Below are 19,407 nucleotides of genomic sequence, written 5' to 3' on the forward strand. Positions count from 1 at the left end.
ATCCACTCAGACAACGGATACGCGCAGCGCGTGTCACAGCCCAGCCCCGCCTGGACACCCCTAACTTAGCGGCATTGCCCGTCCGGCGAGGACATTCGTTCCTTCCAAGCCGCGGCAGAAGTGTCCTCTCTGCCGCGGCAGAACGGAAACAGCCGAGCAACCACAGCCATCGCGCTTCAGAGGTGAACAGGATCGTTCACCAACCGGACGTACGCATCACTCGTCTAGCGCGGACAAGGGCCGCTCACCGGGCCGCCCGCTCGTCGGTGCCCGGCACCTTCGCCGTCGCGATCGCGATGCGGTTCCACGTGTTGATGGCGAAGATCAAGGCGAGCAGCTGGCTCAGTTCCTCCTCGCCGAACTGCTCGAGCGCCCGGGTGTAGACGTCGTCGGGGACACCGCCCGAGATCCGCGTGACGGCTTCGGTCAGCGCCAGCGCCGCCCGCTCCTTCTCGCTGAAGAAGTGCCCGGCCTCGTGCCACACCGCGACCATGTGCAGCCGCTCCTCGCTTTCGCCCGCCTTGCGGGCGTCGGTGGTGTGCATGTGCAGGCAGTACGCGCAGCGGTTGAGCTGCGACGCGCGGATCTGCACCAGCTCGACCAGTGCCGGGTCGAGCCCGGCGCGGGCGGCGGCGTCGAAGCCGATCAGGGCCTTGAAGGCCTTCGGGGCGGTCTTGGCGAAGTTGAGGCGGGAGTTCGTCATGACCGGAAACCTACGGCCGGGTTGACCCGTGTGTAGGGTGCATTCCCGTGGCAAAAGAGTGGGTCAATTCGGGGGAGCGGCTCGGCGTCGACCTGCACTTGGAGCCGGCGCCCGGCGGCAAGCGCGCGGCACTCATCGCCGCGCTGCGGGACGCCGTGCGCGCCGGGCGGCTCGCTCCCGGCACCCGGCTGCCGCCCTACCGGTCGCTGGCCGCCGATCTGGGCCTGGCCCGCAACACCGTCGCCGACGCCTACGCCGAGCTGGTCGCCGAAGGGTGGCTCACCGCCGTCCAGGGCTCCGGCACCCGCGTCGCCGAGCGCGCCGAGCCGCTGAAGCCGGTGCGGACCCCGAAAAAGCCGCCGGGGGCGCCGAAACCGGTGTACAACCTTCGGCAGGGCCGGCCCGACGCGACCGCGTTCCCGCGCACCGAGTGGCTCGCCGCCGCCCGTCGCGCGCTGAACGTGGCGCCGCACGACGCCTTCGGCCCCGGCGATCCCCGCGGCCGCCCGGAGCTGCGGGAAGCGCTCGCCCAGTACCTCGCCCGCGCCCGGGGCGTGCGGACGTCCCCGGACCGGATCGTCGTGTGTTCGGGGTTCGCCCACGCCCTGCGGCTGCTGTTCCCGGCCGTGCTGCGCGGACCGCTCGCCGTCGAGTCCTACGGCCTCGCCTTCCACCGCTCGATCTTCGCCGCCGCCGGCGTGCGGACGATCCCGCTGGCCCTCGACGAACACGGCGCCCGCGTCGAAGACCTCGACGTCCCGGCCGTGCTCCTGACACCCGCCCACCAGTTCCCGACCGGCGGCCCGCTGCACCACGACCGCCGCGCGGCGGTCGTCGGGCACGTCCGGGCCACCGGCGGCATCCTGCTCGAAGACGACTACGACGGCGAATTCCGCTACGACCGCAAGCCGGTCGGCGCGGTCCAGGGCCTCGACCCCGAGCACGTCGGCTACGTCGGTTCGGTGAGCAAGAGCCTTTCGCCCGCGCTGCGCCTGGGCTGGCTGGTGCTGCCCGGACACCTCGTGGACCGAGTGCTCGCCGCGAAGGGCGAGCGCGAAGCGTGGGCGAGCGTGCTCGACCAGCTCACCCTGGCCGAATTCCTGACGTCGGGCGCGTACGACCGGCACATCCGCCGGATGCGCCGGCACTACCGCCGCCGGCGCGACCAGCTGGTCACGGCGCTGGCCGAGCGGGCCCCGCACGTGACGCCCACCGGCATCGCCGCCGGCCTGCACGCCGTGCTGAGACTCCCGCCGGGCACCGAAAAAGCCGCGTTGAAGGCCGCGGCCTGGCAGGGACTGGCACTGGACGGCCTGGCCGCCTTCCGCCACCCGGACAGCACGATGTCCACAATGGACGGCTTGGTGGTCGGCTACGCGACGCCGCCCGAACACGCCTACCCCGCGGCCCTCGACGCGCTGTGCCGCGCCCTGCCGCCCCCGTGAGGGGCTCACCGAACCGGTGGCACTCCGCCATTCCTTCACGGCCGGCTCACGCACCGATGGTGACGTTCCGTTTCCGGTACTGGCTTCCCGCTCACCCGGCTGGCAAGCTGCCAGCACCTCACGAGGGAAGGACGTGCATTGGCGGCACACCCGGCGCGGGCCCGGCGCATCGACGCGCGGGTCGTCGTACTGAGCGCGCTGCTGGTGGTCGCGCTGCTCGCCTGGGCCGGGGTCGACTACCTGAAGAACCGGCTGGCCGGCGGCGGCTGCGACACCACCACCCCGGTGCACCTCACGGCCGCGCCGGACATCGCGCCGGTGCTGGCCGAGCTCGCCAAGACCGTCCCGGAGCGGGACTGCTACGCCGTCGAGGTCACCGCGAGCCCGTCGACGGCCACCGCGACCGCGCTGGAGGCCAACGGCGCGAACGGCCCGGACGTCTGGGTCCCGGAGTCGAGCACCTGGCTGCTGCAGGCCCGTGACGGCGGCGCGTGGAACCTCCCCGAGTCCGGCCAGCCGGTGGCGAGCTCACCGGTGGTGCTGGCCCTGACCGACGACGTCGCGAAGCAGGCCGGCTGGCCGGCGAAGTCGCCGTCCTGGGCCGACGTCCTCGCCGGCAGCCCGGTCGGGCTGCCCGACCCGGGCCGGGACCCGGCCGCCATCGGCGCGCTGATCGGCCTGCAGCAGCTGACCAAGGACGCGCCGGACCCGGCGGCGGCCTTCACCGAGGAGATCCGCAAGCTCTCGGCGGTGAAGCAGCCGTACACCGCGTGGCCGGCGTCGGAGCAGTCGGTGCTGGCGAAGAAGCTCGTCGCCGCCTATCCCGCCGCGGGTGTCCCGAGCTTCGACTACCCGTACGTCGTGCTGCCGCGGGCTTCGGAAGCCTCGCGGTCGGCGGCCGAACGGTTCCTGCGCCTGCTGCTCGACCAGACCGCCACCAAGGCGTTCGCGGACGGCGGGTTCCGGACGCCGTCGGGGCAGCTGCTCGGCGACCGGCCGCGCGACACCCGCACCGACGCCGCGCGGCGCCCGGCCGGGCCGCCCGCGCCCGAAGCGATGTACGGCGTGCTCCAGGCCTGGGCCGGGGCCAACCTCAGCGCCCGCGTGCAGGTGCTGCTCGACGTGTCCGGCTCGATGGCCGCCGTCGTGCCCGGCACCGGCCGCAGCCGGATGTCGCTGACGCTCGAAGCCGCGACGCAGGGGCTCGGGCTGTTCAAGCCGACGACCGAGATCGGCCTCTGGCTGTTCTCGACCAAGCTGGACGGCGCCAAGGACTACCGGGAACTGCTGCCGATGCGGTCGATCGCCGAGCAGCTGGCCGCGGGCGGGGTGGCGACGCTGCAGGCGGTCAAGCCCAAGCCCGGCGGCGCGACCGGGCTGTACGACTCGATCCTCGCCGCGTACCAGAACGCCCGGCAGAGCTGGCAGCTCGGCCGGATCAACGTCGTCGTCGTGCTCACCGACGGCCGCAACGAAGACGACGACTCGATCGGCCTGCCCGGGCTGCTCGCCGAGCTCGGCCGGCTGCAGGACCCGCGGAAACCGCTGCCCGTGATCGGGATCGGCATCGGCCCGGACATCGATTCCGGCGAGCTCAAGCAGATCTCGGCCGCGACCGGCGGCGACTCCTTCACCACGCCGGACCCGCGCAAGATCTCCGACGTCTTCTACCAGGCACTGAGCAAGCTCATGTGCCAGCCGCCCGCCTGCAAGAAGTGAGGACGCCCGTGTTGGTGCAGATCGAAAAGCCCGCGCCCCGGGTGACGCGAAGACCGTCCGCGCTGGTCTTCGCCGCGTTCGTCGCCGGGATCGTGCCGTTCGCGCTGCACACGTGGGCGGCGCTGCACGGGAACTTCGCCCAGGACGACTTCGTGATGACCTACCGGGCCGCCCTGGCCGGGCCGTTCGACCTCGGCTACCTCTTCCAGGACTACCACGGGCACCTGATGCCCGGCGGGTTCTTCCTCGCGGCCGTGATGACCTGGTGGGCGCCGCTGAACTTCCCGCTCATGATGCTGCCGGTGCTGCTGATGCGGGCCGTGGCGACGGTGCTGTTCTGGTGCCTGCTGGTGCGCTGCTTCGGCCGTCGCTGGGCGATCCTGATCCCGTTCACCGTGTTCACGGCGTCGACGTTGCTGCTGGTCCCGACGCTGTGGTGGGCCTACGGCTCCCAGATCGTCCCGGTGGTGCTGGCGGCCGCGGGCGCCCTGTACTGGCACGTGCGCTACCTGCGCGAAGGCGGCCGGTGGTGGATCGGCACGTTCGCCTGGACGCTCTTCGGGTTCGCGTTCTACGAAAAGGCCGTGGTGGTCCCGGTGCTGCTGGCCGGGGTGACCGTCCTGCTCGGACAGTCCTTCCGGGACCGGTGGCCCTACTGGGCGGGACACGCGGCGCTGCTCGCCGGGTTCGTCGTGGGCTACCTCGCGCTGACGTCGAGCCAGGTGACGCCCGGCGGCCCGCCGATGACCGCCGGCACCGTCGCCGACCTGACCGGCCGGATGCTCGGCGACACCTTCCTGCCCGGGCTGGCCGGCGGGCCGTGGTCGGGGCCCGGGCCGGGCGCGACCTGGGCGCCGTCGCCGTTCGCGGTCGTGGTCCTGCTGTTCGCCGCCGCGCTGGCACTGCTGGTGACCGGCGTGCGCGTCGGCGGCCGCCGGGGTGTGCGGGCGTGGGCACTGCTCGGGCTGCTGCTCGCCGTGGACGTCGGGCTGCTGGCGGCGACCCGGCTGCGCGAAGTCGGCCCGGCCGCCGGTGACGACCCGAGGTACCTCGCCGAACTGGCGTTCGTGGCCGCGCTGTGCGGGGCCTTCGCCTTCCTGCCGCCCGGCGGAACTGCGCCGTCCGGAGGAAAGCGCGAACGGCCGATCGCCCTAGTCGTTTGCGTGCTTCTGCTCGCCAGTTCGGCGGCCGGGTTCTCGCGGCTCGCCCCCGCGCTGCGGTTCGACCATTCCGGGCAGTACCTCGGGAACGTGCGCGCGGCGGTCGCGGACGACCCGGATCTCGTGTTCTACGACAACTTCGTGCCCTCCGACGTCGTCCACGAGTGGTTCGGCGCGGACTCGCAGGCGTCCCGGGTCGCCGGCCTGGTGCCCGGCACGCACTTCGACCAGCCGACGAACCGGATGCACCTGCTCGACGCCACCGGTACCCCGCACCTGATCACCGGGGTGGCCGCGGAATCCCGCGGCGCGCCGGGGCCGGTGCCGGACTGCGGGTACACGGTCGGCGAAACGCCGGTGCGCGTTCCGCTCGACAAGCCGCTGCTCGGCAGGCACCTGCTGAAGATCGACTACTTCACCCGCGACGGCGGCGAAGGGCTGGTCGAGCGGACGCCGGTGTGGTTCCAGGCCGGGCTGCACTCGCTGTACCTGCCGGTGGACGGCCTGTTCGACCACATCGGCGTGCAGCTGTCGAGCCCGGGCGCGCCCGTGTGCGTCGCGCGGGTCGAGGTCGGGAAGCCGGTGACTCAGTAGGGGTCGTACGGGCTGTCGTGGCCGAGCAGCCGGGCGAGCGGCCGCAACCGCAGGCGCAGCAGCACCTTGAGCACGACGTTGCGCAGGAACCAGGGCAGCTGCGCCAGCACCCGGAGCCGGTCCGCCGTGGACGGTGGCGCCAGCCGGAACCGCGCCAGCGAAGTCGCGCGGTCCACATAGGTGTAGCGCCGTCCGAAGAGGACCTTGACGATCGTGCCGAGCGTGACGCCGATGGAGGAAAAACAGTCGTGGACCAGGATCTCCGCACCCGGCGGCAGGTGGGCCGACCAGCGCAGGTCGTCGGTGTAGGTCCAGTAGTCGTGCTTGCCGTCGATGTAAAGCAGCTGTATGGGCCGGTTCCAGTCAGGACGCAGTTTCGTGCTGTAACCGGCGACGAGCTCGACGACGTCGTCCAGCCCGGCCCGGCGGATGTTGCGCTCGAACAGCTGCCGCGTCGGCGATCCGCCGAACAGCCGTCCGTCGACGAAGGGGTCGACGGCGATCACCGTGGCGCCGACCGTGCGGGCCGCCGCGCCCAGGACGATCGTGGATCGGCCCTGGTGGCTGCCGATTTCCAGGATGACGTCACCCTTTTCCAGGCGACGTGCGGCCTGCCACAGCGCCTCACCCTGCGCACGCGTCATCCAGCCCTTGACCGGCTCGGCCAGTGTCCATGCGTCGGCGAAGCCGTCCGCCGTGAGTTCGGTAGAAATGGCACACCTGCCCAGGGAAGTCGGGGGCCGGGGAAAATCGTCGGCACATGGTAGCCAGGTTTCGGCCTAGTATCTACCGGATGGTAACCGCCACCCGCGAACGGACCCGGGACGACGCCCCGCCCTCCGGCGGCGCCCGGAAGTTCTCGGTGGGCGCGTTCTTCCGCCGGCCCGGCACCTGGATCGTGCTGGCCCTGACCACGTTGTCGTTCCTGCAGATGCCGGGGAAGACGACGTTCGACACCAAACTGGACCTCGCGGTCGACCCGATCGCCTTCCTGGGGCGCGCCCTGCACCTCTGGAACCCGGAGGCGACCGCGGGGGAGCTGCAGAACCAGGCCTACGGCTACCTCTTCCCGATGGGCCCGTTCTTCGCGCTGTGCCAGGCCGTGGGCGTGCCCGCGTGGATCGCGCAACGGCTGTGGGGTGCGATCCTGCTGTCGGCGGCGTTCGGCGGCGCCCTGCTGCTGGCGCGGGCCATGAAGATCGGCACCGAGCGCACCCGGCTGGTCGGCGCGCTCGGCTACGCGCTCGCGCCGCGCATGCTGACCGAAATCGGCGGCCTGTCCGCGGAAATGCTGCCCGCGGTGCTGCTGCCGTGGGTCCTGGTGCCGCTCGTGCGGGCCGGGGCGATCGGCTCGCCGCGGCGGGCCGCCGGGCTGTCGGCCGTCGCGGTGCTGTGCATGGGCGGCGTCAACGGCGCGATGGTCGTGATGGCGCTGGTCCTGCCGGGACTGTGGCTGCTGACCCGCCGCTGGACGCGGGCGCACGTCGAACTCGTGCTGTGGTGGTTCGTCTTCGTCGTCGGGGCCACGCTGTGGTGGATCCTGCCGCTGCTGCTGCTCGGCGAATACAGCCTGCCGTTCCTGGACTACATCGAGTCGGCGACGAACACGACCGCGCCGATGTCGCTGTTCGAGGTGCTGCGCGGCACCAACCAGTGGGTCGCCTACGTCGTGCAGGGCACGCCGTGGTGGCCGGGTGGCTGGTCGCTGATCGACAACCCGGTGCTGATGCTCGCCACCGGGCTCGTGGCCGGCGTCGGCCTGTTCGGGCTCACCCGGCGCGGCCTGCCGGAGCGGCGGTTCCTCGTGCTCGGCGTGGTGGCCGGGCTGACCCTGCTGACCGTCGGCTACGTCGGCTCGCTCGACAGCCCGCTGGCCGAGCAGGTCCGCCACCTGCTCGACGGGCCGCTCGCGCCCCTGCGCAACGTGCACAAGTTCGAGCCGGTGCTGCGGCTGCCGCTGATGCTGGCGTTCGTGCACGGCATCTCCAGCCCGGTCCGGGTGAAGTCCGCGCGCCGGTTCGTGCGGCCCGCGCTGGGCCTGCTGCTGGTGCTGGTGATGGCCGCGCCGGCGTGGCTGCTGAACCTGCGGTCCGGCCCGGGCTGGGACGCGGTGCCCGGCTACTGGTACGACGCTTTCGGGTACGTCGCCAAGGCCGACCCGGACGCGCGCACGCTGCTGCTGCCGGCCACCGGGTTCGGCGAATACGAGTGGGGCCGCACGGTCGACGAGCCCGCGCAGGCGATCGCGCGGAGCCCGTGGGCGGTCCGCAACCAGGTGCCGCTGGGATCCGAGGGGAACACCCGGCTGATGGACTCGGTCGACGCGGCGCTGGCGGACGGCCGCGGCGATCCCGGCCTGGCCGCGCTGCTCGCGCGGTCCGGGTACCGGTTCCTGTTGCTGCGCAACGACATCGACCGCGACCGGACCGCGGCCCCGCCCGTCGCGACCCTGCGCGCCGGGCTGGCCGGTTCGCCGGGCATCGCCAAGGCGGCCGCGTTCGGGCCGCTCGAGGTGTACGAGGTGCAGAAGCCGGTGCCGCGGGCCACCGCGACGTCCACAAAGGACGTGCCGACGGTCAGCGGCGGCCCGGAGAACCTGCTGCCGCTGCTCGGCTCGGGCCAGCTCGACCCGGCGACGCCGACCGTGCTCACCGGCGACGGCGGGTCGCCCGGCGGCCCGCGGCTGGTGACCGACGGCCTGCGCCGGGCCGAGCGGAACGTCGGCGGCGTGCGCGACAACCTCAGCCAGACCCTGACCGCGGGCGAGGCCTACCGCCAGCAACGCGCGGCGGGCGACCTGCTGCCGTTCCCGGGCCAGGAGCACCAGACCGTGGCCGCCTACCGGGGGATCCGCTCGGTGACGGCGTCGACGGCGGCGTCGTTCGCCGACGCCTTCGGTGGCTCCGACCCCTCGTACCAGCCGTTCGCGGCGATCGACGGCGATCCGCGCACGGCGTGGCACTCGTCGTCGTTCACCGGGCCGATCGGCCAGTGGCTCGAGGTGGAGCTGGACACCCCGCGGCTGGTGAACTCGGTCAACCTCGAGATGGTGGACGACCTGCGGGTGGGCTGGCCCGCCACCCGGATCCGGATCACCACCGACAACGGCTCGGTCGACCAGCCGGTGATCCGCGGAGCCGGGCTGCACGAGTACTCCGTCGCCGGCGGCGTCACCCGCAAGGTGCGGGTCACGCTGCTGTCGCTGGTGGTCGGGCGGCAGGACGGGAACGTCGGCATCGCGGAGCTGAAGATCCCGGACACCGAGCCGCAGCGCGCCCTGGAAGTGCCCGCGGACCTGCCGACCGGGCCGGCGCCCGGGTTCGCGTTCTCGCGCGGCCCGCAACCGCGGTACGCGTGCCTGCCGGTCGGTGCCGTCGTGCGGTGCGACGCCGCGACGGCCCGCGACGGCGAGGAACCCGACGGGATCCGCCGGCTGTTCAGCACGCCGGCCGAGCAGACGTACCTGGTCGGCGGCACGGTGCTGCCGGCGGGCGGCGGCCGCAACCCGGTGTCGCTGCCGGGGGTCACCGTGGCGTCGACGTCCCAGCTGGGCGGTGACCCGGCGGCCGCCGGGTTCGCGGCCGTGGACGGCGACCCGGGCACGGTGTGGCGCCCCGACGTCACGGACCTGCGGCCGGCGCTGACCCTGGGGTGGACGTCGCCCAAGCGGATTTCGGGACTGCACCTCGAGGTGCCGGCCGCGAGCGGCGCGCAGGTGCCCCGGCAGGTGGAGCTGACCGGCCGGTCGGGCACGCGGTCGGTGCGGCTGGACGCGGGCGGGTCCGCGTCCTTCGAGCCGCTGGACACCGACCAGCTGCAGATCGTGCTGCCGGGCGACGACGACGATCCCGCGGCGCGCGCGGTGGTGGGCATCGGCAGCCTGACGCTGTCCGGCGGCGACGGCCTGCTGCCGGGACCGGACCCGGCGTTCACGGTGCCGTGCGGCTCGGGGCCGAACGTCCACCTCGACGGGCTCGACTACCGGACGTCGGTGCAGGGCAAGCTGTCCGACATCACCGAGCACCGGCCCCTGGCACTGGGGATGTGCCGCGATTCGGAGGGCGGCATCGCGCTGCCGGCCGGCGGGCACGAGCTGCGGACGGACCGGTCGGAGTCGTTCGTCGTCCAGGACCTGTGGCTGCGCCCGGCGGGTGGTTCCGCGCCGCCGGTGCACCGCGCGGTGCAGGTGGGCGCGTGGGACGCGGCGTCGCGGTCGGTGACGGTGGGGCCGGGCCCGGAGGCGGTGCTGGCGGTCCCGGAGAACGCGAACGCGGGCTGGACGGCCACTTTGGACGGACAGCAGCTGACCCGCACCCGGGTGGACGGCTGGCAGCAGGCGTGGATCGTCCCGGCGGGCGCGGGCGGGGCGGTGTCACTGTCGTTCACCCCGGACGCGCACTACCGCCTCAGCCTGCTGATCGGCGCGGCGGCGGTGCTGCTGTTGCTGGTGGGCGTGGCGTGGCCGGCCCACCGGCGCCGGTTCACGATCTCCCCGGGTGGTTCGTGGGTACCGGTGGCGCTGATCGGGCTGCTGGTGGCACTGGGCGGGATGCTGCCGGTGGTGCTGCTGATCGCGTGCCTGCTGGCCCGCCAGTTCTCGGAGCGCGCCCCGAGGTACCTGGCCTTCGGCGGCATGGCGCTGGCGGCGGGCGTGTCGGTGACGGGCCGGATCCTGGGCCACGGCCAGGACTGGGCGTACGGCCCGCTGACCCAGGCCGCGTTGCTGCTGGCCGCGGCCGCGATGGTGGCCACGTGCGTGGACTGGTTCACCCGCAAGGAAAACCCGACGGAGCCGACCGCTTAGCCCTGCCCGAGGAGTCGGCCCGCGTACCTGGGTGGACGACACACGTACCTGGGTGGACGACACACGTATCTGGATGGACGACACGCGAGTGGTCTGGCTGGGTACGCGTGTCGTCCGTTCAGGCACGCGTGTCGTCCGGCTGAGTACGCGTGTCGTCCGGCTGGGTACGCGATGGGGCGCGCGGGAATCCGGAAGTGTCGGTGGGTGGGGGTAGCGTGGAAAACGGGGGCTGCTCAGGCCGGTTTGCGCGGGCGGAACTCCAGCACCGCGCCCGCCGCGGCCAACGCGCCGGCCGTGCCGGCCGCCGCGGTGACCACCTGGGTGGGTGACCCGTGCAGCCAGGTGGTGATCAGCAGGGCCTCCACGACGACCGCCGACCACATCAGCACCGTCACGCGGCGGTCGCCGTCCGCCAGCCTGGCGTACAGCAGGATCTGGACCAGCGCCAGCAGGGAACCCGCCAGCGCGAACGGCCACACCGGCATCGTGCTCCCCGCGTACTTCGCCCCGCCGATCACGGCCAGCAGCGAAGGCCCCAGCACCAGCGAGGTCAACAGCACCACGGCGTCCAGGCAGGCGCAGACCGCGAGCGCCACCGGCAGCACCCGGCGCCGTCGGTCGGAAACCGCGAACCGCGGCAGCACCAGCACCCCGACCGCCTGCGGCAGCCAGTACGCGATCTTCGTGACGATCGCCCCCAGCGCGTACTCGCCCGCCGCACCCGCCGCAAGGGTGTGCCTGGCCAGCACCAGGTCCAGGTTGACCAGCAGGACCAGCGCCAGCATCGCCTGGGCCGTGTGGAAGACCTCGCCACCGTGGCGGTCGGCCCAGCGGGGACGCGGGCGGCCGCAGACACCCCAGCCGGCCACGACCACCGCCAGCGAACCGATCGCGGCCCCGGCCAGCGCCCCGGTCGGCGACCCCGAAACCACCAGCCCCACCAGCGAACCGCCGACCTTGCCCGCGCCCTCCAGCGCGATCAGGCCCGCCAGCACCGCGAACCGGTGGCTGCCCTGCAGGAGCCCGTGGAACACGCCCAGCAGCGTCAACGGCCCGAGCGCCGCGGTCACCAGCAGCGCCGGGGCCAGTGAACCCAGGTGCAGCAGGAGCACCAGCAACGGGCTCAAGGTCAACGCCGTCGTCGCGACGATCGCGCTCGTGACCAGGCCGAGCGCGAACAGCGCACCGTGGGACAGCGACGGCGAACGAGCCACCCGCAGCGCCACCACCGTCTGCAGCCCCATCGCCGGCACGACGCCGATCACCAGCACCGCCAGCAGCGAGCTCAGCTCACCGAACGCGCCGGGCGCGAGGATCCGCGCGGCCGCCAGGCTCAGCACGTAACTGGCCGCGTTGTTGCCCGCGAGCGCGAGCGAGACGAGGATCGCCGCGACCCGGTTGCCGGTCCGGGCCGGGACTTCGGTGTCTACGCTCAACGTCGGGCTCCCATTACCGGCGGGTAATGACCAGGGACGATAACCGCGCACGCAACGGAAAGGAAGGGCCGTGAACGCACTGAGCAGGCGGGCGGCCCTCCCCGCGCTGTCGGCCGTGCTGGCGCTCGCCGTCTGCGCGCCGCTGCTCGGCCGCGGGTTCGTGCTGAGCTACGACATGGTGTTCGCGCCACGGCAGTACTTCGTCCCGGACGCCTTCGGGGTCGGCGGCACGCTGCCGCGGTCCGTTCCCGCCGACGCCGCCGTCGCGCTCGCCACCACCGTGCTGCCCGGTGACGTCGTCCAGAAAATCGTCCTGCTCCTGGCGATCTTCTTCGCCGCGCTCGGCGCCGGACGGCTCGTCCCCACCGAGCACCAGGGCACCCGGCTCGTCGCGGCGACGGCCTACGCTTGGACGCCGTACGTCGCCGAACGCCTCTTCATCGGGCACTGGCCGCTGCTGCTGACCTACGCGGCCCTGCCGTGGATCGCCGCCGCCGGGCTCGCCGTGCGGGCACACGAACCCCGCGCCCTGCCGCGGCTGGTGATCGCCTGCGCCCCGGCCGTGCTGACCCCGCCGGGCGGTGTCCTCACGGCCGCCGTCATGGTCGTCGCCGCCGGTTCGCGGCGGCTCTGGCAGACGGTCCCGCTCGCCGTCGTCCTCAACCTGCCCTGGCTGGTCCCGACGTTCCTCAACGCCGGCGGCACCTTCTCCGACCCGGACGGCGTCACCGCGTTCAGCGCCCGCGCCGAAAGCTGGGGCCCCGCCCTGCTGAGCGTGCTGGGGCTCGGTGGCATCTGGAACGCCGAAACCGTGCCCGTCAGCCGGAGTGTGCCCCTGGTGCCGGTGCTGACGCTCGTCGTCGTCGCCGTCGCGATCGCGGGGCTCTGGCCGCTCGCGCGGCGGTGGGGGACGGCGCCGGTCCGGTCCTTGACGACGCTGGGCGTCCTGGGCGTTCTCCTGGCTTCACTGGCGACGCTGCCGGGCGGGGACGCGCTGCTGACCGCCGCGACGCGGTACGTGCCCGGCGCCGGACTGCTGCGGGACGCCCAGAAATGGGTGGCGTGGTGGGCCCTGCCGCTCGCACTGGGCTTCGCGCTGGCCGTGGAAGCCGCCGCGGCGAAGCTGAAGAGCGGACGCGTGGCACTGGTGACCGCGGCGGTCGTCTTCCCGCTGCTGTCCATGCCGGACCTCGCGTGGGGCGGCTGGGGACGGCTGGCCACCGCGCAGTACCCGGCGGACTGGCAGGCAGTGTCCGAAAAGCTCGGCGACCGGCCGGGAGACGTGCTGGTGCTGCCGCTTTCGGCGTTCCGCGGGTTCGCGTGGAACGGCGACCGCACCCAGCTCGACCCGGCGCCGCGGGTGCTGCCGAAACCCGTGCTGATGGACGACACCCTGCAGGTCGGCGCCGAACGCATCGCCGGTGAGGACCCGAGGATCGGCGACGTCCGCGCCGCGGCGTCCGCGCGGGAGCTCACCGGCGCGGGCATCGGCTGGATCCTCGTCGAACACGGGACACCCGGTTACGTCGACCCGCGGTTGCTCTCCGGCGCGACCCCGGTGTGGTCGGGTGAATGGCTGACGCTGTACCGGACCCCGGGTGTGCCGCCGGTGAAAGCGATCTCGTGGGCGCCGGTCTTGGCGGCGAACGGAGTAGCGCTGACATTGCTGTGCGTCGCGGTGTTGTGCCGCATGTTACCGATGCGTACATTGGGCCGCGGCAGGATTTCCCCTGCGCGGAAGGAGTGACACGTGGGCACGCTCATCGGCGCGATCGTCGCCGTCATCATCGGCGGCGGAGCGGCGACCGCGGGGGGCTTCGCGCTCATCACCTCCGCCGACCCGGACACCGCCGCTCCGGTGCAGGAGAAGCTCAACGCGCAGGTGAAGTTCAACCCCGCCGACCACCCGCTCAAGCTCTACGGGGACCGCTGACGCGTGACCCGGCTCGCCTCCGACCACGCCCACCGCGTCGTCGGGCTCTACGGCGACCCCACCGTTTCCTGGAGCATCCTCCTCGAAGCGGAACTCGGCGCGGCCGCACCGGAACCGGAGAAGCTCCGCGCCCGGCTGGCGGCCGCGATCCAGCAGCACCCGCACCTCGGTGTGCTGCCGGAAATCGAGCGGATCGGCGACCTCGCGGCCGTGCGCGACCGCTTCGCTTCGGCGCCCTACGAACGCGGCGCCCCGCTGGTGCGCGTCGCCGCCGGCGAATCCGCTCTGCTCGTCGCGGCGCACCACGGCGCCCTCGACGGCCTCGGCCTGCTCTCCCTGCTCGGCATCCTGCTCGACGTCCCGGTTTCCTCGGCGGCGCGGGGGATCGGTGCGCGGGCGGGCGGCAAGCCCTTTGCCCTTTCGGCCCTCCAGCGGCTCGCCGAGGCGCTTTTCGCGCCACCGGGCCGGATCGCACCCGACCGCGGGCAGGAAGCCGCCGGGGACGTCTTCGCGGCCTGCCACGAGCCGAGGCTGCGGCTGGGGGCCGCGGGGTTCGTCGCGGCCGCCGTCCACGCCACCGAACGCTGGAACCGCGCGCACGGGGCCCGCACGGCCCGCGTCGTGGCGGCGCTGGGCGCGTCGCGAAGGTCCGGTGCCGCCCCGCAACCGGTGCACGACAGCGCGTTCTTCCGGCTGCGGCTGGGCCGGGGCGCGGACGTGGCCGCGGTGCTGGCCGCTCAGCCGCCGGAGCCGGACTTCCCGGCCCGCAGCAGCCGGTTGGCGCGGCTGGGCACCCGGCTGCTGGCGAGCCGGCTCGGGTCGACGTTCCTGGTCTCGAACCTCGGCGTGGTGTCCACCGGGGACACCGTGCGGTCGCTGGCGTTCTACCCGGCGGCGAGCGGCCGCTCAGGCGTGGCGTTCGGCGCCGCGACGACCGGGGACCGCACCACCGTCACCGTGCGGGCTCGCCGCAAGGACTTCGACGCGGCCGCCGCCGCGCGGCTCCTGGGCGGGTTCCGGGACGCGGTACGGGACCAGGGTGCGGGGGCGGGGGACCGGCTGCCCGGCGACGTCCCGCACCAGTGACTCGAACCGGCCGACGCTCGCGTCCCAGCTGTACCTCCCGGCCCGCTCGGCACCCGCGAAGCCCAGCTCCGCGCGCCGCAGGCCGTCGGCGAGGAGGCCGTCGACCTTCGCGGTGAAATCCTCGAAGTCGTCGGCCAGCAGGCCGGTCCGGCCCTCCACGATGGACTCACGAACACCGCCGGCGGCGCGGTAGGCGACCGAGGGCACACCGTGCGCCGCGGCTTCCATGATGACGATGCCCCAGCCTTCCTTGACCGACGGGCACAGGTGCAGCCACGAGCGCGCGAGGATCTCGTGCTTGGCCTGCTCGTCGACCCAGCCGTGCAGCACGACCCGGTCGGCGACCCCGCGCGAAGCCGCGTGGGCGCGCAGCACCTCGTCCCACGGGCCCTGCCCGACGACCTCCAGCCGCAGGGACGGCCAGCGCCGCGCGAGCCGGGCGACGACGTCGATGGCGTGCTCGATCCGCTTGTGCGGCACCAGCCTGCTCACCGCGACCAGGGTGGGCGCACTGTCCCGTTCGGACGTGCACGGCGGGGGCGCGTCGAGGCCGTTCGGGACCACGGTGACGCGTTCGCGCCGGATGCCGAGCTCCGCCAGTTCCGCCTTGGTGACCTCGGAAACCGTGACGTAGGGGCACTTGCGGAACAGCCACGGCGCCAGCCGCGACTCGATCCACCAGCCGAGGCGGCCCAGCGTCTCGCCGAGCGCGCTGATCCACTGTTCCTTGTGGACGTGGTGCACGAGCACCAGCACCGGGCACCCGGCGACCAGCCGGGCGAAGAACGGCATGCCGTTCTGCACGTCCACCACGAGATCGGCGCGGGCCCGGCGGATGGCGCGCAGCGCGTGCGCGTATACGCCGAACTTGTTGCCGCGCCGCCGGTAGCGGACGCCGTCACGCCACTCGCCCGCCGTCGCACCCCGGTAGGCGGCGCACTGGATCTCGACCCGGTACCCCGCTCTGGCCAGGCCTTCCGCCATCCGCTCGACGTACCGCTCCGAGCCGCCGCCTTCGGGGTGGCCGGTGTCGCGCCAGTTGAGGAGGAGCACACGAGGACGTTGCATCGGGTTTTTCCAAACTGTAGCGACGGTGCTAGGTTACTGGTGCGTACACCCTAGATGAACGTATTCCGGAAAGCGACGGTTCAATGGTAGGTAATCCGGTTCTCGTTGCGACGGCGCAACCCCATCGCGCCACGCTCCGCCGGTCGGTGACCCTGTTCCGGACATTCCTCACCGAACAGACCGACCCGGACGGCTTCTATTCCGCGCTCGCCGCCGACTCCGTCCGGCAGCTGGCGGCGCACACTCCCTTGTCGGGGCGCACGGTCCTCGACGTCGGCGGCGGTCCCGGCTATTTTTCCGACGCCTTCCGCGCGGCCGGCGCGAGCTACCTCGGCCTGGACCCGGACGTCGGCGAGCTGTCCGCCCGCGGCGAGCCGGGGGAGAACATGATCCGCGCGAGCGGCACGGAACTGCCCGTGCGCAGCGGATCCGTGGACGTCTGCTACTCGTCGAACGTGCTGGAGCACGTCTCCGAGCCATGGGTCATGCTCGCCGAGATGTGCCGGGTGACCAAGCCGGGCGGCACGATCTTCGCGTCGTTCACGCCGTGGTATTCACCGTGGGGCGGCCACGAGACCGCGCCGTGGCATTTCCTCGGCGGTTACTACGCGCGGCAACGTTATGCGAAGAAACTCGGGAAGCAGCCGAAGAACAAATTCGGTGAAAGCCTGTTCCCGGTTTCGGTCGGCGCCGCGCTCCGCTGGGCGAAGACGACGCCGCTCGCCGATCTCGTGGCCGGGTATCCGCGCTACCACCCGAGCTGGGCGATGTGGATCGTGCGGATTCCCGGCCTCCGTGAAATCGCCTCTTGGAATCTGGTCCTGGTCCTGCGCAAGAAGGGTTAGCGGTCCGCGCCGACCGGAACCCGCTGCCGCCGCTGCGGCGGGGCGGGCGGGGCGGCCGGGCGACGGCGGGCCAGCAGGTAGACCGCCACGACGATCAGCACGCCGCCGCCGATGCCGAGCCAGAGCGGGCCGGTGCTCGTCAGGAACTCGAGCTTGCCCTTGTTCTGGTCGATCTGGTCGACCATCTGCGCGATCGTCTTGCCGTTGTAGGCCAGCGTCCCGTCGAACACCACCGTCGGGTTGCCGGTGGTCGGCCGCAGTTCCTGGTGCTGCTGTTGCTGCTGCTTCACCTCGACGCCGGTGACCGGCTCCACCCACATCGTGTTGACACCGCGGTAGTACAGGTCCGCGTCGACGCTCGAGTCGGCGACGCCGACCAGCGAGCCGGGCACCGACTTCGTCTCGAGCTTGGTGTCCGGGATGTTCTGGACGAACTTGTAGGTCTCGATCCCGTTCACCTCCTCGGTGCCGGTGTACCGGGCGGTGACGGCCTTGCCGGTGTTGTCGTCGTAGACCTGGTAGTCCTTCTGCTCGGTGCCGAAGGGAAACTTGAAGTTCAGCCCGGGCTGCGGCCGGTAGTCGTTCTTCTCCGGCGGCTTCTCGCCGTCCTTGTCGGCCTTGTCCTGGAGCTCGGTGACGAAGCTGCTGTCGCCGGCGCACTTCGGGTCGGAGCTGCCGCGCGGGTCGTACCCCTCGGAGGTGCGCCGGTCGAAGCAGACCTGCCGCTTGCTCGCGCTGAGCACGGTGCCGTCGCTGTCGTCCTTGACCTGCACCCCGAGCAGCCAGACCGCGTAGTCGCTGTCCGCGCGCATCTCGGGCCGGGCGAAGTTCGCCTGGACGCGGGCGGTCGCGGTCAGCTTCGCGTTCTCGCGGATCTCGGTGACCGGGCCGGCGCCCTTGTCGGTCACGGCGAGGACCTTACTCGCGGTGCCTTCCAGCACCGACGTCGAATCCTGGTCAAGCGGCACCTTGGCGAGCTTCGGGTAGACGTAGGTCGGCAGCAGCACCGCCCCGGCGACCGCGAAGACCCCCAGCGCCAGCAAGATCAGGCCCAAAGCTCGTCGCAACGGTCCTCCTGGGTCGTACTCGGTACACGCAAATTACCCGGCGGTAATCAGGTGCACGGATAGTGGCCTGCGCCACGTCGCGCGTCAAAGTGTGACCGGCGGTCACAGACGTCCGGTGCCACCGGAAGGCCGCATGGGCGCCGCCGTTCGGACCAAGCGGCCAAACATGTTTGTTCCCGGGCACAACGGGCACGGCTCCACCATCGGACGACCCCCAGCCGCCGCGCCGGACCGTGAAGGAGAATTCCCCTTTTGCTCCAGGACCCATCGATGGTCGCCATCGCGGCGACCGCGCGCTGGCGGGCCCGGATCGTGGCGGCCGCCGCGAGCGCGGGGATCAGCATCACCGACCCCTTGGCGGGCGTGCCCGGGATCCGGGTGCTGACGTGCGCCCCGGGCGACCTCGCGGCGATCGTCCCCCGCCTCACCCACGACGCCGACCCACCCCGCCCGGCGATCGGCGCCCACTCGGACTCGATCGCCGACCGCGAGCTGCGGGACGCGGTCGCGGACGTCGCGGCCCTGCTTTCGTTGCACGGGAACGTGGTGCTCGACCTCGACGCGGGCGGCCGCCGGCATCGCCCGGCCCGCCCGGACGTGGTGGTTTCGGCCGGTGTGGACCGTCCCCAGTGGACGGAGCCGGCGGTGGCGCTGCCGGTGGGCCGCGACCGGCGTGGCGGCCCGCTGGTGGTGGCGCTGACGGCGGACCCGGCGTTCGAGGAGACACTGCTGAACCTGGCCCGCTTGGTCGAGGCGGACGCGGCTTAGCCTGCCTTGCCCTTCACCCTGCCCCGCCTCGCCCGGGCGGGGCTGTTGCGCTGCTGACCTGGGCTAAAGCTCCTCCTCGACCCACTCCAGCAGGTCGCCGGGCTGGCAGCCGAGCACCCGGCACATCGCCTCCAGGGTGCTGAACCGGACCGCCTTGGCGCGGCCGTTCTTCAGCACGGCCACGTTGGCCGGCGTGAGCCCGACCTTCTCGGCGAACTCCCCGACGCTCATCTTGCGCTTGGCCAGTTCGACGTCGATGCGCACGACGATCGGCATCAGATGACCGCTTCCAGGTCGGAGCGCAGCGCCGTCGCCTGCCGCAGCAGGGCGCGCATGACCACCATCACCAGGCCGAGCACGGTGATCGCCACCGTCACCAGGAACAGCAGCATCGGCATCCCCGGGTCGTCCGCGTTGAAGCCGACGAAGACCAGCATGCCCGCGAACACCAGCCACGCGGCACCGATCGCCCAGACGATCGCGTCGACCCACTTCAGGGACGCGGTGGTGAAGATCCGGTCCTTCTTGACCAGGGTCAGCAGCTTCCAGGTCGCCACGAGCACCACCTCGACGCACAGCACGAGGAAGACCGCGATGGCGGTCAACGGCCAGCGCAGCGGAGCGTCGTGCGGGTTCTGCTGCGTGTGGTACGCGATCCCGCCCGGCAGCGAGAGCGTCTGGAACACGACGAGGACGCCGAACAGCACGACGAGGAACACGCGGAGCACGGCAACGGCCCACTTCTCGGTAACCATGCGCCGACTATCGCGCGCAACCTA

At 72.6% G+C, this 19,407-nt stretch carries 15 protein-coding genes and 1 pseudogene; 9 read left to right on the top strand and 7 right to left on the bottom strand.

Annotated elements, in window-relative coordinates; genetic code table 11:
- Positions 1 to 244: 244 nt before the first annotated feature.
- Entirely contained in the window at positions 245 to 703 is a 459-nt protein-coding gene (locus ACWEGE_RS45220; RefSeq protein WP_449666691.1) for a carboxymuconolactone decarboxylase family protein, read from the bottom strand.
- A gap of 47 nt (positions 704 to 750) precedes the next feature.
- Between ACWEGE_RS45220 and pdxR the strand changes: the two genes are divergently transcribed.
- From pdxR to ACWEGE_RS45235, 3 genes are all read left to right on the top strand, one after another.
- A complete protein-coding gene (gene pdxR, locus ACWEGE_RS45225; RefSeq protein WP_449666692.1) occupies positions 751 to 2,148 on the top strand; it encodes a MocR-like pyridoxine biosynthesis transcription factor PdxR in 1,398 nt (465 codons plus the stop codon).
- Positions 2,149 to 2,286: 138 nt separating this feature from the next.
- On the top strand, positions 2,287 to 3,867 hold the full coding sequence (locus tag ACWEGE_RS45230; RefSeq protein ID WP_449666693.1) for a substrate-binding and VWA domain-containing protein: 1,581 nt from the start codon (positions 2,287 to 2,289) through the stop codon (positions 3,865 to 3,867).
- Between the two features lie 11 nt (positions 3,868 to 3,878).
- On the top strand, positions 3,879 to 5,621 hold the full coding sequence (locus tag ACWEGE_RS45235; protein ID WP_449666694.1) for a hypothetical protein: 1,743 nt from the start codon (positions 3,879 to 3,881) through the stop codon (positions 5,619 to 5,621).
- On the opposite strand, the gene ACWEGE_RS45240 is transcribed toward ACWEGE_RS45235, so the two are convergent.
- Positions 5,615 to 6,265: a class I SAM-dependent methyltransferase gene (locus ACWEGE_RS45240; RefSeq protein ID WP_449666695.1), complete on the bottom strand. Its 651-nt coding sequence runs from the start codon at positions 6,263 to 6,265 to the stop codon at positions 5,615 to 5,617. The genes ACWEGE_RS45235 and ACWEGE_RS45240 overlap by 7 nt on opposite strands.
- A 149-nt stretch (positions 6,266 to 6,414) precedes the next feature.
- Between ACWEGE_RS45240 and ACWEGE_RS45245 the strand changes: the two genes are divergently transcribed.
- Positions 6,415 to 10,425 (top strand): alpha-(1->3)-arabinofuranosyltransferase domain-containing protein, encoded by a 4,011-nt coding sequence (locus ACWEGE_RS45245; RefSeq protein WP_449666696.1) that lies wholly within the window; start codon positions 6,415 to 6,417, stop codon positions 10,423 to 10,425.
- Positions 10,426 to 10,658: 233 nt separating this feature from the next.
- On the opposite strand, the gene ACWEGE_RS45250 is transcribed toward ACWEGE_RS45245, so the two are convergent.
- Positions 10,659 to 11,861: a lipopolysaccharide biosynthesis protein gene (locus ACWEGE_RS45250; RefSeq protein ID WP_449666697.1), complete on the bottom strand. Its 1,203-nt coding sequence runs from the start codon at positions 11,859 to 11,861 to the stop codon at positions 10,659 to 10,661.
- 70 nt (positions 11,862 to 11,931) lie between these two features.
- Here ACWEGE_RS45250 and ACWEGE_RS45255 point away from each other — a divergent pair, with 70 nt between their 5' ends.
- From ACWEGE_RS45255 to ACWEGE_RS45265, 3 genes are read left to right on the top strand one after another with little or no spacing between them, the layout of a single operon-like run.
- Positions 11,932 to 13,608, top strand: a complete 1,677-nt coding sequence (locus ACWEGE_RS45255) for a hypothetical protein (protein WP_449666698.1) — start codon at positions 11,932 to 11,934, stop codon at positions 13,606 to 13,608.
- A 3-nt stretch (positions 13,609 to 13,611) separates the two neighbouring features.
- Positions 13,612 to 13,794 (top strand): hypothetical protein, encoded by a 183-nt coding sequence (locus tag ACWEGE_RS45260; RefSeq protein WP_449666699.1) that lies wholly within the window; start codon positions 13,612 to 13,614, stop codon positions 13,792 to 13,794.
- A 3-nt stretch (positions 13,795 to 13,797) separates the two neighbouring features.
- Positions 13,798 to 14,880 carry a hypothetical protein gene (locus tag ACWEGE_RS45265; RefSeq protein ID WP_449666700.1) on the top strand — a complete coding sequence of 361 codons (1,083 nt, stop codon included), beginning with the start codon at positions 13,798 to 13,800 and terminating at the stop codon, positions 14,878 to 14,880.
- Between the two features lie 84 nt (positions 14,881 to 14,964).
- Here ACWEGE_RS45265 and ACWEGE_RS45270 read toward each other — a convergent pair.
- Positions 14,965 to 15,948 (bottom strand): annotated as a pseudogene (locus ACWEGE_RS45270) (glycosyltransferase family 4 protein); the annotation flags it as partial.
- A gap of 146 nt (positions 15,949 to 16,094) precedes the next feature.
- Here ACWEGE_RS45270 and ACWEGE_RS45275 point away from each other — a divergent pair.
- Entirely contained in the window at positions 16,095 to 16,793 is a 699-nt protein-coding gene (locus ACWEGE_RS45275) for a class I SAM-dependent methyltransferase (protein ID WP_449666701.1), read from the top strand.
- Here ACWEGE_RS45275 and ACWEGE_RS45280 read toward each other — a convergent pair.
- Complete coding sequence (locus ACWEGE_RS45280; RefSeq protein ID WP_449666702.1) at positions 16,790 to 17,860, bottom strand: DUF3068 domain-containing protein; 1,071 nt, start codon at positions 17,858 to 17,860, stop codon at positions 16,790 to 16,792. The genes ACWEGE_RS45275 and ACWEGE_RS45280 overlap by 4 nt on opposite strands.
- Before the next feature lie 270 nt (positions 17,861 to 18,130).
- Between ACWEGE_RS45280 and ACWEGE_RS45285 the strand changes: the two genes are divergently transcribed.
- Positions 18,131 to 18,628, top strand: coding sequence for a hypothetical protein (locus tag ACWEGE_RS45285; RefSeq protein WP_449666703.1), 498 nt, complete (start codon positions 18,131 to 18,133; stop codon positions 18,626 to 18,628).
- Between the two features lie 63 nt (positions 18,629 to 18,691).
- On the opposite strand, the gene ACWEGE_RS45290 is transcribed toward ACWEGE_RS45285, so the two are convergent.
- Together ACWEGE_RS45290 and ACWEGE_RS45295 are read right to left on the bottom strand one after the other, a co-directional pair.
- Entirely contained in the window at positions 18,692 to 18,904 is a 213-nt protein-coding gene (locus tag ACWEGE_RS45290) for a helix-turn-helix domain-containing protein (protein ID WP_449666704.1), read from the bottom strand.
- Positions 18,904 to 19,383: a DUF2975 domain-containing protein gene (locus tag ACWEGE_RS45295; protein ID WP_449666705.1), complete on the bottom strand. Its 480-nt coding sequence runs from the start codon at positions 19,381 to 19,383 to the stop codon at positions 18,904 to 18,906. Before ACWEGE_RS45295 ends, ACWEGE_RS45290 begins: the two co-directional genes overlap by 1 nt.
- Between the last annotated feature and the right edge of the window lie 24 nt (positions 19,384 to 19,407).

It is taken from the genome of Amycolatopsis sp. NPDC004747, from assembly GCF_053601335.1.